Source organism: Nostoc sp. KVJ20 (assembly GCF_001712795.1).
GTDB lineage: Bacteria > Cyanobacteriota > Cyanobacteriia > Cyanobacteriales > Nostocaceae > Nostoc.
Genome location: NZ_KV757569.1, coordinates 51,139 through 65,773 on the forward strand (window position 1 = coordinate 51,139; position 14,635 = coordinate 65,773).

Annotated in this window: 17 protein-coding genes; 11 read left to right on the plus strand and 6 right to left on the minus strand. The window is 42.4% G+C overall.

Annotated elements, in window-relative coordinates; translation table 11 throughout:
• Positions 1-10 precede the first annotated feature (10 nt).
• A complete protein-coding gene (locus A4S05_RS05765; RefSeq protein WP_069068875.1) occupies positions 11-904 on the plus strand; it encodes an ATP adenylyltransferase family protein in 894 nt (297 codons plus the stop codon).
• A gap of 192 nt (positions 905-1,096) precedes the next feature.
• On the opposite strand, the gene A4S05_RS05770 is transcribed toward A4S05_RS05765, so the two are convergent.
• The 3 genes from A4S05_RS05770 to A4S05_RS05780 all read right to left on the minus strand — a co-directional run bounded on the left by A4S05_RS05770 (position 1,097) and on the right by A4S05_RS05780 (position 3,442).
• Positions 1,097-1,843, minus strand: a complete 747-nt coding sequence (locus A4S05_RS05770; RefSeq protein WP_069068893.1) for a phycoerythrobilin:ferredoxin oxidoreductase — start codon at positions 1,841-1,843, stop codon at positions 1,097-1,099.
• A gap of 74 nt (positions 1,844-1,917) precedes the next feature.
• Positions 1,918-2,652 carry a 15,16-dihydrobiliverdin:ferredoxin oxidoreductase gene (locus A4S05_RS05775; RefSeq protein WP_069068876.1) on the minus strand — a complete coding sequence of 245 codons (735 nt, stop codon included), beginning with the start codon at positions 2,650-2,652 and terminating at the stop codon, positions 1,918-1,920.
• A gap of 211 nt (positions 2,653-2,863) precedes the next feature.
• On the minus strand, positions 2,864-3,442 hold the full coding sequence (locus A4S05_RS05780) for a phycobiliprotein lyase (RefSeq protein WP_069068877.1): 579 nt from the start codon (positions 3,440-3,442) through the stop codon (positions 2,864-2,866).
• 277 nt (positions 3,443-3,719) lie between these two features.
• Between A4S05_RS05780 and A4S05_RS05785 the strand changes: the two genes are divergently transcribed.
• Positions 3,720-4,544 (plus strand): pentapeptide repeat-containing protein, encoded by an 825-nt coding sequence (locus tag A4S05_RS05785; RefSeq protein ID WP_069068878.1) that lies wholly within the window; start codon positions 3,720-3,722, stop codon positions 4,542-4,544.
• Between the two features lie 72 nt (positions 4,545-4,616).
• On the opposite strand, the gene A4S05_RS38580 is transcribed toward A4S05_RS05785, so the two are convergent.
• Positions 4,617-4,817 carry a hypothetical protein gene (locus A4S05_RS38580; RefSeq protein WP_084226998.1) on the minus strand — a complete coding sequence of 67 codons (201 nt, stop codon included), beginning with the start codon at positions 4,815-4,817 and terminating at the stop codon, positions 4,617-4,619.
• Between the two features lie 282 nt (positions 4,818-5,099).
• Positions 5,100-5,762, minus strand: a complete 663-nt coding sequence (locus A4S05_RS05795; protein ID WP_069068880.1) for a HEAT repeat domain-containing protein — start codon at positions 5,760-5,762, stop codon at positions 5,100-5,102.
• A gap of 206 nt (positions 5,763-5,968) precedes the next feature.
• Here A4S05_RS05795 and A4S05_RS05800 point away from each other — a divergent pair, with 206 nt between their 5' ends.
• Together A4S05_RS05800 and A4S05_RS05805 are read left to right on the plus strand one after the other, a co-directional pair.
• Entirely contained in the window at positions 5,969-6,550 is a 582-nt protein-coding gene (locus A4S05_RS05800; RefSeq protein WP_069068894.1) for a globin family protein, read from the plus strand.
• Between the two features lie 495 nt (positions 6,551-7,045).
• Positions 7,046-7,909 carry a phycobilisome linker polypeptide gene (locus A4S05_RS05805; protein ID WP_069068881.1) on the plus strand — a complete coding sequence of 288 codons (864 nt, stop codon included), beginning with the start codon at positions 7,046-7,048 and terminating at the stop codon, positions 7,907-7,909.
• Positions 7,910-7,963: 54 nt separating this feature from the next.
• Here A4S05_RS05805 and A4S05_RS41370 read toward each other — a convergent pair whose 3' ends face one another.
• Positions 7,964-8,119, minus strand: coding sequence for a hypothetical protein (locus tag A4S05_RS41370; protein ID WP_176726924.1), 156 nt, complete (start codon positions 8,117-8,119; stop codon positions 7,964-7,966).
• Between the two features lie 277 nt (positions 8,120-8,396).
• Here A4S05_RS41370 and A4S05_RS05810 point away from each other — a divergent pair, with 277 nt between their 5' ends.
• The 7 genes from A4S05_RS05810 (at position 8,397) to A4S05_RS05840 (ending at position 14,414) form a co-directional block, all read left to right on the plus strand.
• Positions 8,397-9,155 carry a phycobilisome rod-core linker polypeptide gene (locus A4S05_RS05810; protein WP_069068882.1) on the plus strand — a complete coding sequence of 253 codons (759 nt, stop codon included), beginning with the start codon at positions 8,397-8,399 and terminating at the stop codon, positions 9,153-9,155.
• A gap of 216 nt (positions 9,156-9,371) precedes the next feature.
• Positions 9,372-9,908 (plus strand): phycobiliprotein lyase, encoded by a 537-nt coding sequence (locus A4S05_RS05815; RefSeq protein WP_069068883.1) that lies wholly within the window; start codon positions 9,372-9,374, stop codon positions 9,906-9,908.
• Between the two features lie 58 nt (positions 9,909-9,966).
• Positions 9,967-10,596 carry a chromophore lyase CpcT/CpeT gene (locus A4S05_RS05820; RefSeq protein WP_069068884.1) on the plus strand — a complete coding sequence of 210 codons (630 nt, stop codon included), beginning with the start codon at positions 9,967-9,969 and terminating at the stop codon, positions 10,594-10,596.
• On the plus strand, positions 10,590-10,928 hold the full coding sequence (locus tag A4S05_RS05825) for a CpeR family transcriptional regulator (protein WP_069068885.1): 339 nt from the start codon (positions 10,590-10,592) through the stop codon (positions 10,926-10,928). The genes A4S05_RS05820 and A4S05_RS05825 overlap by 7 nt, the downstream gene beginning before the upstream one ends.
• Positions 10,929-11,622: 694 nt before the next feature.
• Positions 11,623-12,633 (plus strand): phycobilisome rod-core linker polypeptide, encoded by a 1,011-nt coding sequence (locus A4S05_RS05830; RefSeq protein WP_069068886.1) that lies wholly within the window; start codon positions 11,623-11,625, stop codon positions 12,631-12,633.
• Positions 12,634-12,774: 141 nt separating this feature from the next.
• On the plus strand, positions 12,775-13,734 hold the full coding sequence (locus tag A4S05_RS05835) for a M23 family metallopeptidase (protein ID WP_176726925.1): 960 nt from the start codon (positions 12,775-12,777) through the stop codon (positions 13,732-13,734).
• Between the two features lie 104 nt (positions 13,735-13,838).
• Complete coding sequence (locus tag A4S05_RS05840) at positions 13,839-14,414, plus strand: Uma2 family endonuclease (RefSeq protein ID WP_069068888.1); 576 nt, start codon at positions 13,839-13,841, stop codon at positions 14,412-14,414.
• Positions 14,415-14,635 lie beyond the last annotated feature (221 nt).

A 14,635-nucleotide genomic window follows, 5' to 3' on the forward strand; every position in this document is an offset into this window, starting at 1 on the left:
AAGGAATAAAATGGCACAGGGTAAAATCTTACTTAAGCCTGGTACTTTATGGACAAGTGTCAAAGAGCAGACGGAATATGCTTTGCAATGTGGAGCGTTGCTGTCGATACCAACGGAATTTGAGTTTGTCGAACAGGATAATGTCCGCTTTTTAGTGCGGATTTTGTCTAACTTGAATCGCAAAAAAGCAGCCGATGAAAAACAGAAAAAACAATCTGCTACGTCTGGTCAAGAGTTTAATCCTTTCTTGCCCTACGAAAAGGATTTATTTGTAGCGGATATCTCTGATACCCATGTATGTATTTTAAATAAATTCAATGTTGTTGATTATCACCTGCTAATCATCACCCGTGATTTTGAGGAACAGGAAAGTTTGCTCACCCTGGAAGATTTTACGGCTATGTGGGCATGTCTAGCTGATTTCGATGGTTTAGCATTTTACAATAGTGGCAAAACGGCAGGTGCTAGTCAGCGACACAAGCATTTACAGTTAGTTCCTCTACCATTTGCATCTTCAGGCCCGCAAATACCTATTGAACCTCTGTTGAAGGCAGCACGATTTAAGGACTCGAACGCAACTTTACCAGGACTTCCTTTTGTACACGCTTTCGCACCGCTAGATTCCAATTGGGTGCAAGGGGGTCAAGCAACACTGGAAGTTTATCGCACTTTGCTAGATGCCGTGGGTTTAGATGCAAAGCAATTGGGTGCTTACAATCTGCTGGCGACACGAGAATGGATGTTGATCGTACCGCGATCGCAGGAGCATTTTCACTCCATCTCTGTGAATTCATTAGGATTCGCTGGTGCTTTGCTAGTGCGAAATGCCGCAGAAATGGAGCTTCTAAAAGCTGAAGGGCCGATGACTATCCTCAAGAATGTTGCTTTGCTATATCCTAATTAAATTAGTGCTATATCTACGACGGATTACGCCTACACAGGTAATAAAACTTGAGAATTACCATTGCTCCTTATACCAATTCAATTAATGATTGCAACACATCCTTGGGTAAAGACGCGATTCATCGCTTCTCTACAAATGGTCTATTTGTCGCATTCTTTTTTCAAATTGGTATTACTTCCTGCACAATATCCTCTAGTTGACGGCTGTTAATTTTCTCTCTAGGTCAAATAAGAAGCCGTGGATATACTCTTCAGTCCATTCTGCACCATAGAAGCGTTTAAACATCCCTCGTGCTGGGTCTTTTTCAGCCCGATATCGCAGGTATCGCAGTTGGGCTTGCTCAATGGCTGCTAAATTTTGGGAATCTGTTACAACTTCTGCCTGTTCTACAAAATCCAGATAAGCTTTCAAATAGTCTTTAAAAGCGGCAAACACCTGAGTTTCAACTACAGCCGTTTCTTGGGGACGAGTCCACAGAAAAGCGGGAGAGAAAAAGGGCCGTGCTTCTTCGGGAAAATCTCCTCCCCAGGATAGATGCTGTTGATGGGAGTGGAAAATGGGCAGAATTGGTTCAGTATATTTTGCCTGATATGTTGGCTCATCCCGAAATAGGGGCTGCATATCCAAAGCAATTAGATGTCCTCCGGGCAATGTCACCAAATCTGCCCCAAAAAAAGGTAAATCGTAGTTGAGACGGGGGAAAATCACAAAATTCAGCACTTGCAGTGAATTGCCACCTTGTACGTGAGCTGCGCGAATTTGCCGCAATTTTGAAGTTTGAAAGGCATAACTTGTGGTGACAACCTCTTCCTGATTCTTTCCCTTGCCCACAACAGCACTCTTGGACTCAAACCCAGTGGGGATAGGATAGGGCTGTAAATCCAAGCGCGATCGCATATAGGCGATCGCATAATCGAGAAATGGCTGATAGAGTGTCACGTCGCTTTGCTCCGAATTCAACAAAATTAATAATCCCCAATGCCCCATGCCCCATGCCCAATGCCCAATGCCGATTATCTTTTGCTAGCGCCAACTGCTAGGGGAACAGCATCTTCAAACAAGAATTCATGGAGAAAGCGCTCTGCCCATTCATGACCAAAGTAGCTGCTAAACAAACCAGATGCGGGATCGCGGTCTGCACTATATTGGTCATAATCTTTTTGAGCTTTGACAATCCGCTGGATATCTTCAGGATCTTGGAGCGGTTTTGCATCTGCTAGCATTTGCCAATACAGGTTTAAATAATCCTGAAAAGCTTCAAAGACTCGCGTTGCTACTGTTTCCGGGTCGGTTTTGGCAAACAATAGGTATTTAGAAAAATACTGGTTGGCATCGTAAAACTTCATTTCTAAGTTTTGCGCCAAATCCGGGTATTTATCGTGGAGAGATTTCAGCGGAACTATATATTTTTTTTGATAATCTTCATCCTGAAATAAAGGCTGAAAGTCAAGCACAATCAGGTTTTTAACTTTACCAAAGGATAAAAAATCAATCCCTAACAGAGGTAAATCGTAGTGATGACTAGGATAAACCACGCTGTTAAAAATTTGGGCACTCTCCCCGGCATCAATGTAGGTATAGCGAATTTTCCGCAACTCTTGACATTGGTGACACCAACTGCGAATAGTTGCTGGGTTTCTGCCGCGATCACTAACTTTGAATTCCAAACCAGGGGGAATAACCCTACTTTGTAAATCAAACCGCTGAAATAGCTCTTTTTCTAAAAATTCCAGGAAAGGCTTATACATGGAGCATAATTTGTTAACCCTTGCATGAAAATAAGTTATGGCAATCATGCACGTCTCATTTATGAGAAATAAAGCAACATTCCTTAATGGGGCATTGGGCATTTGTCATTTGTCATTTGTCATTTGTCATTTGTCATTTGTCATTGGTCATTGGTCATTGGGTATGGTAGATTACTCTTCCCATTCCCCATTCCCCATTCCCCAATTCCCACTAACGCCTAGCATGATTCCGACTGATCATTTGCTCCAGCAGTTGTTGGGAGACACAGCGACGCTCAGAACAATAAGTCATTAAGTTGACTCCGTTCATCATTCGCACGGTACTGACTCTGACACGAAAATCATCCGTAACAAACCAACAACGTTCCTGACCTTGATTATTGTCATAATCAGTATCAATGGTCAGCACTCCATCATCGGCAAATCGATACCGACTCACAACCGGAATGCTCTCAACATAGCCTTGGTTGCGGATCAGTTTTCCAGAACGTCTCGTTTCGTCGGGAACATCAACCAAAATGGCAGCATTATCAGTATTCGGTAGCCTGGTATCTAGGTTAGCTTGCCATGAAAAACTCGCACCGCTTGTTGCTTTAGTAGGATCTATCCCTTGGGCTGTACAAACTTCTTGGACTTTTGGATCATCCTTTTCCATGACTTTAATGATCAAATTCGACTCTCCCGACTCATCCGCTGCCGAGTCAAAATGATGAACTGAGCGTTCTGTAAACCATGTTCCCTCACTTTTGCGGAAGAAGTCGAGCATTGTCAAGGGGGGTATTAAATGCATCTGTTTTGAAACCTCGTTTTATCAAACTTTTAGCGTTATTTAACTGGGGACTGGGGACTGGGGAAACAAGAGAAGATTTGAAAGGGGATTCAAACTCCAACCGAATCTTAAAAAATTTCTTTCCCAATACCCAGCACTGGAGCGCCGATTACTCACCTTCAAGCTGTGCTGAAATTAGGTAATCTTGGGCACAACCCGTTGAATACTGAGTTATGAGATGAAGTCCGGATTTAGCTAAAGTGTAGGATAACTCCAAAAGTTATATTTTAATCAGCTGATGACAAATACTGAAATTCAACTTATTACTAGCGAACGCCCCAGTCCAACTCCAGAAATCTTAACAGCCCTGAAAAAAGGAATCCCTCTGGATGGGGTCGATTTGTACCAATTCAATCTAAGGGAAGTCGATTTAGGACAAGCTAACTTGAGCAAAGCCAAGCTACTAGGAGCCGACCTCAGTGAGTTGGTCTTGAGTAATGCCGATTTGAGTGGGGCTGATTTGCGAGGTGCGAATCTGCGAGGAGCCGATTTGAGTGGGGCGAATTTGCAGGGAGCCTATTTAAACCGTGCTAACCTCCAACAAGCAAATCTCAGTGGTGCAAATTTGGAGGGAGCTAAACTCCAAGTAGCGCGTTATGATACACGAACGAAATGGCCCCAAGAATATAACTACAAAGCTTCGGGAGCGGTAGGTCCGGGTGCTAATCTCAATGGTGCTTTTCTGAATACAGCTTCTTTACGAAATGCAGATTTACAAGGCGCGAATCTGCGTGGAGCCTACCTGAGTGGCGCTGACTTGACTGGAGCCAATTTGCAAGGTGCGGCTTTAAGTGGGGCTGATCTGACAAAAGCTTATTTGACAGGGGCTTGTTTGCGGAATGCTCGGTTGACTGGAGCCGATTTGCGGGATACAGACCTGCGAGCAGCTGACCTCAGTGATGCAGAGATGGAGCATCTTCAAAGTATTGCTGGGGCAGATTTTAGTCTTGCTCAAGGACTCACAGAAGCAACTAAAGCTATGCTTTCCAGCCGTCCATATTCAGAACTCGACGTTTGGAACGCCTACACCCGCACAACAACTCGTGAGAGTTTGAGTACTTAATAAATACAGTGCTGAGTTGCGAGTTCAGAGTGATGAATCGGATAAAAAAGAAGAATGGACACTCAGCACTCTTCATAAAGGCTTCCAGTTCTTTTTCAGGAGCGCTAAAAATGTCGCGTATCCTTCGGAAAAGCCCGGCGGATCTGGTAGAACATATTGGGGAAATTCTTTATACGATCGCCAAGGTTCCGAAGCATTATGCCGCAAATGTAAGGCGCATTCTGAGGAACCTGGTAATCGCCAAGTCATTTGACCAGTTTGTATATCAGTCACAAATGCCTCCTCATCTTGAAAAAGTTGATCTTTTCTTCCAGATTTTGGCAGATTAACCGGATATTTTTATCAAATTTAAGGTAAAATAATGTATTTACTATTACTCAAATAAGTTTTATAAAGAAGAATTCAGAACTCAGGAGTCAGAATGGGCTAAACGCCCCGCTACCGCTAACAGCATGAATTCTGTACGACTGTTGGGTGAATTTATGGGTAGAGTATTCAGAATTCTATATTCTGACTCATTTTGATCACAAAAATATTCTGAACAAAGTCACACTGCTATTGTGGCAACAAATCTTCTAAAGCCGCTCCGACAACTCGGTGATCCTCATCCTGTCTGAGTTGGTTCAGGGCTGCTTTGGCTTCCGGCTCATCAAATCGTTTGAGGGCATAGCAAACTCGCACCCGCATCCGCCAAGATTCATCATTCACTAACGTTAGTATTTGGGATAATGCCGCAGCATTTTGGCTAGAATTAGCTAGTAAGCCGAGTCCATCAACAGAGGATTCCTGTACTGTGAAATCTTCATCTTTTAAACCCTGAACGCAGATATCAAATAGTTCTTCAGGACAATCCATTTCAGCGATCGCAGCCAAAATGCTCCGCCGCACTAACCAATGGTCATCCTGATAATATGCCAGAACTAGATGAGAAACTGCGACTCTACCAAATAGCGATAAAGAATTTGCCGCCTCAGCCCGCACGTTGGGGGTATCGTCAAATTTCATAATTTGCATCAAAGCTGCAAAAGATTCCGCTGATTGTTGATTACCCAAACCCCTGGCGACAAAAGAACGTACCAAAAATTCTGAGTCATGAAGTTTACTCGTGAGCAGAGGAACTGCAACTTCTGATTCATAATCATCAAGAGCTGCGATCGCCTTCAAACGATAGTGAAAATCTGGGTTTTTCAGTTCAGTTTGGATTTTTTGGATTTCCATAGGTGCATTTGGTACAGCTATTCTTTATTTTAGGGCATGGGGCATTGGGCATAGGGCATTGGAAAAGAAGAGGCAGAAGTTCTTTAATTTTGAATTTTGAATTGATTTGTCCCCCTTGTCCCCATGCCCCATTCCCCATGCCCCATGCCCTATTCCCCATGCCCAATGCCCCATTCCCCGTGCCCAATGCCCTATCCCCTAAACCAATGACTCAATTAAGCGAAACCGTCAAAGAATTAATAGCCAAAGCTAGAATTGTCAGCTTTACTGAGTGGGAACAGTCCCATCCAAAACCAGCGATCGCCATATTCCAAGCTGCGGATGATGCTTTTCGCTACCTAGATGATGAAGATTTATCGCAGATAAAAACCTTGTCACCCGATAATTCTGAGTTGATTCCTGTTGCTCAATTGTTACGCGATCGCGCAGCCGAAATTGTTGATGAAGCAAGAGTTCAGGTTTTAGCAACTTATCCCGAAATTATCCAGCCTGGAGGCGGTCTTTATCCACCAGAACGCGCCCAAGCTTGCTGGCGAGACTTTTGGCATTTTCTCCGCTGCATTACATACAGCATTGCAGGTGGCCACACTGAGTATACAAATCCCACCGGACTGCACTATATGAACCTGCTTTATCAGGAATTACAAGTTCCATTGGATGCCATGCTTTTAGGCTTAAAAAGCATCAAGGCTGCTAGTTTGAAACGCTGCCAAGCCAACCAGCAGCAAAATCTTGCTCCCTATTTTGATCATTTAATCAGCCAATTGGCTACTTTCCAAATTCGATAATTTAAGTGGGCGTAAATAATTAAAGGTTTGTAGTCAGAGCTTCAGCTATTACTAGGAAACAATTTTAATTAATTTTACATTGCGTAATATAGTTTAGTTTATTCTTGCCCACTTATTGAGATAAACTTCTCCCTTCGCGTAGCGTCTTGTAGAGAAGGGGAGACGCCAAGGGTGAACGGTGACTCAGCACGATTAATACTTTTGCTCAAGGGGACGACACAATACCATCACTTGTATCCCAATCGCAAATCAAATGCTAAAAAAAGCTAAATTTTCTTTAAAAGTATCATCTAGCTTCACAAATTTTAATAAATATGGTTTCAGCATCGTATCACAATATGTAAAAGCAACCGATGCAAAAACTTAAAATCATCAAGACTAATAAGGATTTAAAATCTCTATGTCCTCTCCTTTGTCACAATGATGTAAAGTTTTTTAACATCTGCTGAATATCCTTCTCATAAAATTTATTTGTTAACTGTGGAGATAGTTTGAATGGCTTTTGGACCAGCATCACGATTAGGGGTCGCACTGTTTGAAGACACCGATCCTATTGATCTGTGGCCAAGTCGCTCTAATGAGGAAGTTGAAACCGTAATTAGATCAGTCTACAAGCAAGTTCTAGGCAATGCTTATGTAATGGAGAGTGAGCGGCTTTCCGTTCCTGAATCCCAACTCAAACGGGGTAACATTAGCGTTCGTGAGTTTGTGCGTCAAGTTGGGAAGTCGGAACTTTACCGTTCACGCTTTTTTGATAGCGCACCCCGCTATCGAGCGATCGAATTAAATTTCAGGCATTTCCTTGGTCGTGCGCCATTGGATCTGGAAGAAACGCGTGTACACAGCACTATTCTGGATACCAAGGGCTTTGAAGCTGAAATTGATTCCTATCTAGACAGCGACGAATACCAAGAAACCTTCGGGGAAAACATTGTGCCTTATATTCGGGGCTACAAAACCGAAGCTATCCAGAGTTTGGTTCAGTTTACTCACTTGTTCCAACTGGTACGTGGTTCTTCTAGCAGCAGCTTGAAAGGCGACTTAGCTGGCAAACAACCAAAATTGAACAGTTTGCTAATTCAAAGCGCACCTACCCCCGTAATTTCACCAGCTAGCAAGGGTGCTGCATTCCGCAACCCAACATCTACTCCTCGCACTCGTCAAGGTGTGGGATCTGGTGACAACGGTAAGGTCTACCGGGTTGAAGTCACTGGCTACAAGGCAAATGTGGTAAATAACATTTCCAAGTTTCGTCGCAGTAACCAGGTCTTTTTCGTGCCATACAATCAGCTTTCACAAGAGTATCAGCGGATTCACAAGCAGGGCGGTGTGATCGCCAGTGTTACTCCTGTTAACTAGGGAGTAGGGAGTAGGGAGTAGGGATAGAAAAACATTAAAAACTTTAGTTGTGGGTCATTGTGCCGAGATTGCTTGCAACAAGGCATAATGCGTCCAAATTTCAATCCCACGCCAACCAGGCGTGGGTTCCCTACTCCCTACTCCCTCTCCCCTACTCCCTCTGAAGCGCTCTGGGGCAATACCCTGCAAAAAGCCGTTTGATGTCTCCATGAATTGCCCCTACCTAAAAATCAGTCAGGGTTTTGGCTATTGTTTGCGTAAGTCCTGATTCATCAACAATTAGCTCAAGCGATCGCTGATTTGGGGTTTGATCGATTCTGCCGTCAGTTGTCATATACGAAGATATTTAACACACTTTCACAAATTAAAGTTTTACAAAAGCTGGTCAGTAGCAAAAATAACTGACAACTGATAGGAAATTCTACCTTTATCAAGGGTAGGATGCTCAGAAATTTCATTTAATTAACGTTTTTAAGGAGATAATTCAATGTCACTTTGGGCTATTGATTCACCGAGAGTTGAACTGCGTCCGAACACAAGCGAAAGTGAATTACAAACACTGATTCGGGCAGTTTACAAACAGGTTTTGGGCAATGCTCACTTGTTGGAAAGTGAGCGACTAGCCACCGCTGAATCGCAATTGCGCGATCGCAAAATCAACGTCCGCGAATTCGTCAACACCGTTGCGAAATCAGAACTTTATCAATCCCTGTTTTTCAACTCTTCTTCCCAATATCGGTTCATTGAACTGAACTTCAAACATTTGCTAGGACGTCCTCCTGCTGATCAGGCAGAAATTGCCGAACACGTCCGCATCTATAACGAACAAGGCTATGATGCTGAGATCGAATCCTATATCGATAGCTACGAATATCAGCAGAATTTTGGTGAGAATATTGTTCCTTATGTTCGCAGCACAAGCTCCCAAATCGGAATTAAGAATGTTACCTTTAACCGCACCTTTACCTTACTCAGAGGGGTAGCTAGCAGCGATAGCGATCGCAAAGCCAAACTGATCAGCGATGTCGGTTCCAATTTACCCACATCCATCAAGGCTCCTGTAGCTGGTTCTAGTGTAAGCAGTACCGACAAACGCTTCTTGATTAAGGCAGTCAAAGGTTCAGCTAATCTCCGTACTCGTCTGGGCAACCTCGAATATGTAGTTAACTACAACCAACTGTCTGGACAAGTGCAAAACATTCATCGGACAGGTGGCAAAATCATTAGTATCACTGAAGTTGCTTAACTAGGTGAGTTAGGAGTGGGGAATGGGGAATGGGGAAATAATAACTCCCCACTCCTAACTCCTAACTCCTAACTCCTAACTCCTAACTCCTAACTCCCCACTCCCTACTCCCCACTCAGCACTCAGAACTCTTGGCTAGTATATAGACAGTGAGAATAACTTTTTAGCCAAGATATATCTTGGATTTTAAGCTACTTTTTTAAGATTGCTTTTCTAATGGAAATTACTGAATTCTTTGAACTTTCAATTGGACGATGGCGATCGCAGCGTAGCGGTCATCATTTAGCATTCGCCCACTTTGAACAAGTCCTGTCTGACATTGACATTGAATCTCTATCCACCGATGATCCGGCAGTGTTAGCAATTTGTCAATTGTATGACACTGACCCCGCCAGTATTACCCACCCTTTTCGGATGACTTGGAAAGGTGAGTCAGACTGGGACGATAAACCCATTTCTGGTAGTACTGTGCTGGTGCCAATTCCTGATGCCGCAAATTCTTCTATAGGAAAACTTCTGCGGGATAAGGGATACGCTGAAACAATCCCAGCAGTGGCGAAATATCATCTGAGTGACGATGGGATTTTTACCCTGCTGACAGAGTATGAACTCGCTGCTGCTGAAGAAAAAATTTGGTTTGCTACCCCAAATCTGCGATTTCGGGTAGCGACAATTAAAACCAGTGATGGTAAAGGCGTAACAACAGCTTCCTTTTCTTCCGAAATTCGTTCTTTGTCAAATTCAACCAGTTAGCAAATATCAGGTTAAAACATAAAAGGAATCATCTAGTTTTGTCACTCTGAGGTTGAATATGACGATAGCGCCCAGTGAATCTAGTACCAACGCTAGCGATTTGCTCACCTTAGCCTGTTGGATGGCGGGAGATTTTAGCAACTACAAGCAATCTTTTGCAAATCCGCAACTTTACGCCCACATTCACATTTTTTTTCGTCCTTTACCGGTAGAGTTTTTTTCTGCTGTCGGTTTTTATTCTGAACAAGCGTATGACCACGATTTATGGACACCCTATCGTCAGGGAGTACATAAACTAGTCGATTTGGGCGATCGCATTTATATCGAAAATTACAGCTTGAAAGATCCTATGCTTTATGCAGGTGCAGCTCGTGACTTAGATATCCTCAAAACTATTACCCCAGAAAGTATTGAACGGCGTTATAACTGTTCAATGGTTTTTCAACGAGAAGGTGAAATATTTCGAGGCAGTGTGGAACCAGGCAATCAATGTCTGATTAAGCGCAATGGATGCCAGACATATCTTGTCAGCGAAGTAGAAATGACCGAGCATACTTGGATAAGTCTAGATAAAGGTATGGATATTGAAACCCACAAGCAAATATGGGGATCAACTGCTGGGCCATTGCGCTTTGAAAAACGAGAAAGTTTTGCTGATGAATTACGTGCGGTGAGCGCATTATGTTGATTCAGCTTGAATCTATTAAAGCTAAAATGTTACCTCCACAGGCTGAAAGAAAGATGCGCTGCTGGATTCGCAGCCGCCACTTGATTTGTTCGGGTAACTTTTTTATATTCGAGACATTAGAATATACAACGATTGAGAGATTTTCTCAATGTGTTGCTTCTTTAGGAGGAACAGTAATATCCGTTGACCCCGTTAATAAAATTTGGATGGGCGATCATCGCCAAGTTATTTTATATCAGGCCAAAGCTAGTTTACATACACCTCATCATACTTTGAAACAATACTGGATCAAATACGGTGGTTTCTACACTAAATTTGATGAGCGGGTTTAAAGGTTACTATCCTGCGGAAATTCTTCTGACAGGCGTGTATAATCCAATTCAAAATTAAGTTTTGAATTTTAAATACTCCCCAAGGGGGTTGACGGCTAATTGTTAATGTCTAGTTGCTAATTTTTTATCATGATTAGCTGTTAGTTATTAACAGTTAGCCGTCTCAGTTTGTTAGAAAATGTAACTAAAAAAATACCCAAAAGTTGATAAGTTAATATCAATAACTAGTAATTAGTAAATCTTAAGTAGAGTATGTTACGGCTTTGCTATTTAGTATTGCCAGCCTACTATAGAAATTTGGCGTTGCATATTTGCGGGATGATTTTGCTAGTTTTGTGGGATGGGCATCTTGCCATTGGTGTCAACTTAACGCGAAACCGCACGTCCGCCAGGGATTGTAAATCCCTGTCTCATAGCTAAAGTCCTCTGAAGAAGACTTTAGAGCGCAAAAATTTTCAGTCTACTTCAGTAGACTTGAGCAATTAGTCAGGGATTTACAATCCCTGGCGTGGGAACAACACCCAATCAGTACGCTATTTTTGGCTTAAGTTGACACCAGTGGCATCTTGCCCGTCCCTTGTATTTCAGGGCGGGCTAGACGCCCACCCTACAAGAATCATCCCTTGATTCAGCAACGCCAGAAATTTTATTTTTACTTGATAAATTAGTCAATTCTACCCACACTAACTCAATTATGCAGACCTTCATAGACGACGCAACCAGACAACGCCAATATCAAGCATTTCCCCAAACAGAACCCATCGAACTGTGGAATACTGCTTCAGTTGATGACATTGAAATTGTCATTCGGGCAGTTTATCGGCAAGTGTTGGGTAATGCCTACATTATGGAAAGTGAGCGGCTTGTCGTTCCAGAATCCCAACTCAAGCAAGGGATAATCGATGTTCGTGAGTTTGTGCGTCAAATTGCCAAATCAGAGTTGTATCGCTCCAGATTTTTTGATAACGTTTACCGCTATCGGGCAATTGAACTGAACTTCAAGCATTTGTTGGGTCGCGCTCCCGATGACTACTCTGAGACGGTACTTCACAGCAACATTCTAGATGAGTCGGGTTTTGAGGCGGATATTGATTCTTATCTTGATAGCGACGAGTATCTAAACGCCTTTGGGGATAATATAGTGCCATATTATCGGGGTTATAAAACCCAAACCGGCAAAAAGATATTGGAATTTAGCAATATGCTGCAACTTCTGCGGAGTAATTCTAGCAGTGATAAGAACCTAGCAACAAATAATCAACCTCAATTGGTGCGATCGCTAATTACCAACACTCCTTACGGTAAACTAAAACCCACCGATGTTAGTGCAATACTTGCCGAAGTATTCAAGCCCAGACCAGAAACGGCTGCTACTCCAGTTAATAACTTTATTGCAACTCGCACAGCAGCCGAACAAGGCTTGCGGCAAAAGATTCAAGAGCAAGAAAGCCAGATTGCAACTTTGCAACAACAACTAGCAGACTTAAGACCCTTTGCCAGCATCGGTGCAACAAAATTTAGTAGTAGTTGGCAGACTTCCAGTTCCGTGACCAGTACAGGCGAATATACATCTTTGCAACAGCAAGCTGACACTCAAGAAAAACAGATTGCAGCTTTGCAAGAGCAAGTTGCTGATTCTCGACGGTCTGCCACAATTGGGGAAGCCCGGTTGAATAAGTGGCGCAGTCGCGTTTTTAATGGCTAATTTCTCTATTGTTTAGTTTTGTCGGGTGGGTTAGGCTTTTCTTAACTCACCCTATTTAATTTCCTGATGTTTTCCGAGTCAGTTTGAAACAATAAATAGTCAAAAAATGTCTGAATTATTGTTTTAATAGGCTTGCAACTTATGAAAAAAGTTATCGTTTATCGATACCCTACTTATGGACTAATTGGATTAATATCCTTAACAACTATATTTTGCACAGCAACATCTGCCCTAACACAGTTAGCAGACAATTCCCCAATTGGGCAAACTCCTATCCCTGCTTCTAATTTAATCTGGCCGACTCAAGGGTTTATTTCTCAAGGCTTCCGCAAATATCAACATGAAGGAATTGATATTGCAGGCGCATCTGGAACTCCTATTGTTGCTGCTGCATCCGGTACAGTTGTCAAAGCAGGTTGGGATAATTGGGGATTAGGTAATGCCATAACTATAAAACATCTCGACGGCAGCATTACTGTTTATGGACATAGTCGCCGTTTATTAGTGAGTAAGGGTCAACAGGTCATTCAAGGTCAAATTATTGCCGAGATGGGATCTACAGGCAATAGTACAGCACCTCATCTACACTTTGAAGTTTATCCAAATAGTCGAATAGCAGTTGACCCCCTGCGTCTGTTGACATCCTTAACTGCAAGCGTTGGTTCTGGTTCTAAAGTTCAACAAATAGATAATCCGAAGAACCGCCCAGTCTCGCCACCTCCAGTAGCAATTCAAGTTTCCCCTTCACAGCCAATTCCCATAGATTTTGCACCTGTAAGCACTGATACTAAATGTAATGGAATTACTGTTATTGAAGGTGAGACTGCAAGCATTCGTGTAAAAGTCTGTGAAGAAAATGGTCAGTTATTTTATATTGGGCAGTTAAAGCAAGACCTAAGTCAGCCTATAAAAATCACAGCTTTGAATATTGGTAAAAACAGATATCGAGCAAATAATGGCAGTTTTTCTTATTTAATCACTCCAGAAAAAGTGGAAGTTTGGCGAAATGGCAGTCAGATTCGTTCTGACCGTTTTTTTACTGGAAACACACGGAAGGCAGATAGCCCCGAAGTAAATCCCTCAAAATCCCAAAAATTTTGAGGGATTTACGTCTTTTAAGTTGTGGTGGAATAGGGAGTCTCTTTATGGAGAATTTTAGCGATCGCCTAAACTAAAAGTAAGCATCTTTTATCCACATAACATCTATGGTTCAGTCTTCTAATCAACGCCTAACCCTAGAAGAATTTCTCGCACTTCCCGAAGAAGATATTACATACGAGTTTGTTAACGGTGAAGCTGTACCCAAATATAAAGACAATGAAATGTCACCAAAATTTTTTCATAGCTCGACTACTGGTGCTTTATTTATACTATTGTCTGCATGGGCACAAGCAAAGGGTCGGGTTGTGATTGAATGGGCAATTAAACTAACACGAAATCAACAAGATTGGATGCCTGTGGCCGATCTGACCTATATTTCTCATAACCGTCTTCCTGCTGATTGGCTATTAGACGAAGCTTGTCCTGTCGCACCTGAATTAGTCATCGAAATCATTTCACCTGGTCAAACTTTTGGTGAAATTGCAGAAAAAGCTACTGATTATCTGAAAGCTGATGTTTCTCGTGTTTGGGTGGTTGATACAAAAGCTAGAACTGTAACTGTATTTGCGCCATCTTCCTTACTGATTACTTATCGATCTCATCAAATAATTACTGATGATTTGCTACCAAAATTGGAAATTACCCCTCACGCAATCTTTCAACAAGCTGGATTACCCTAAAGTTTCATTAGGAATCAACAGTTTTTAGCGATCGCTATTTTATGGCATCCAGCGAATTGAATCTTCTGAACACCATCCTGTTTGAAGACGAAGCAGATAACAAATAGTTAACCTCAGCTTATAAATTACTTAGCGCAAAGTCAAATTCTTCAACCAAGCTCAGGGCTAGGTCAATTAAACTGACTTTTCACCGATGCAACAAAGGTGCGGGTCGATGCATC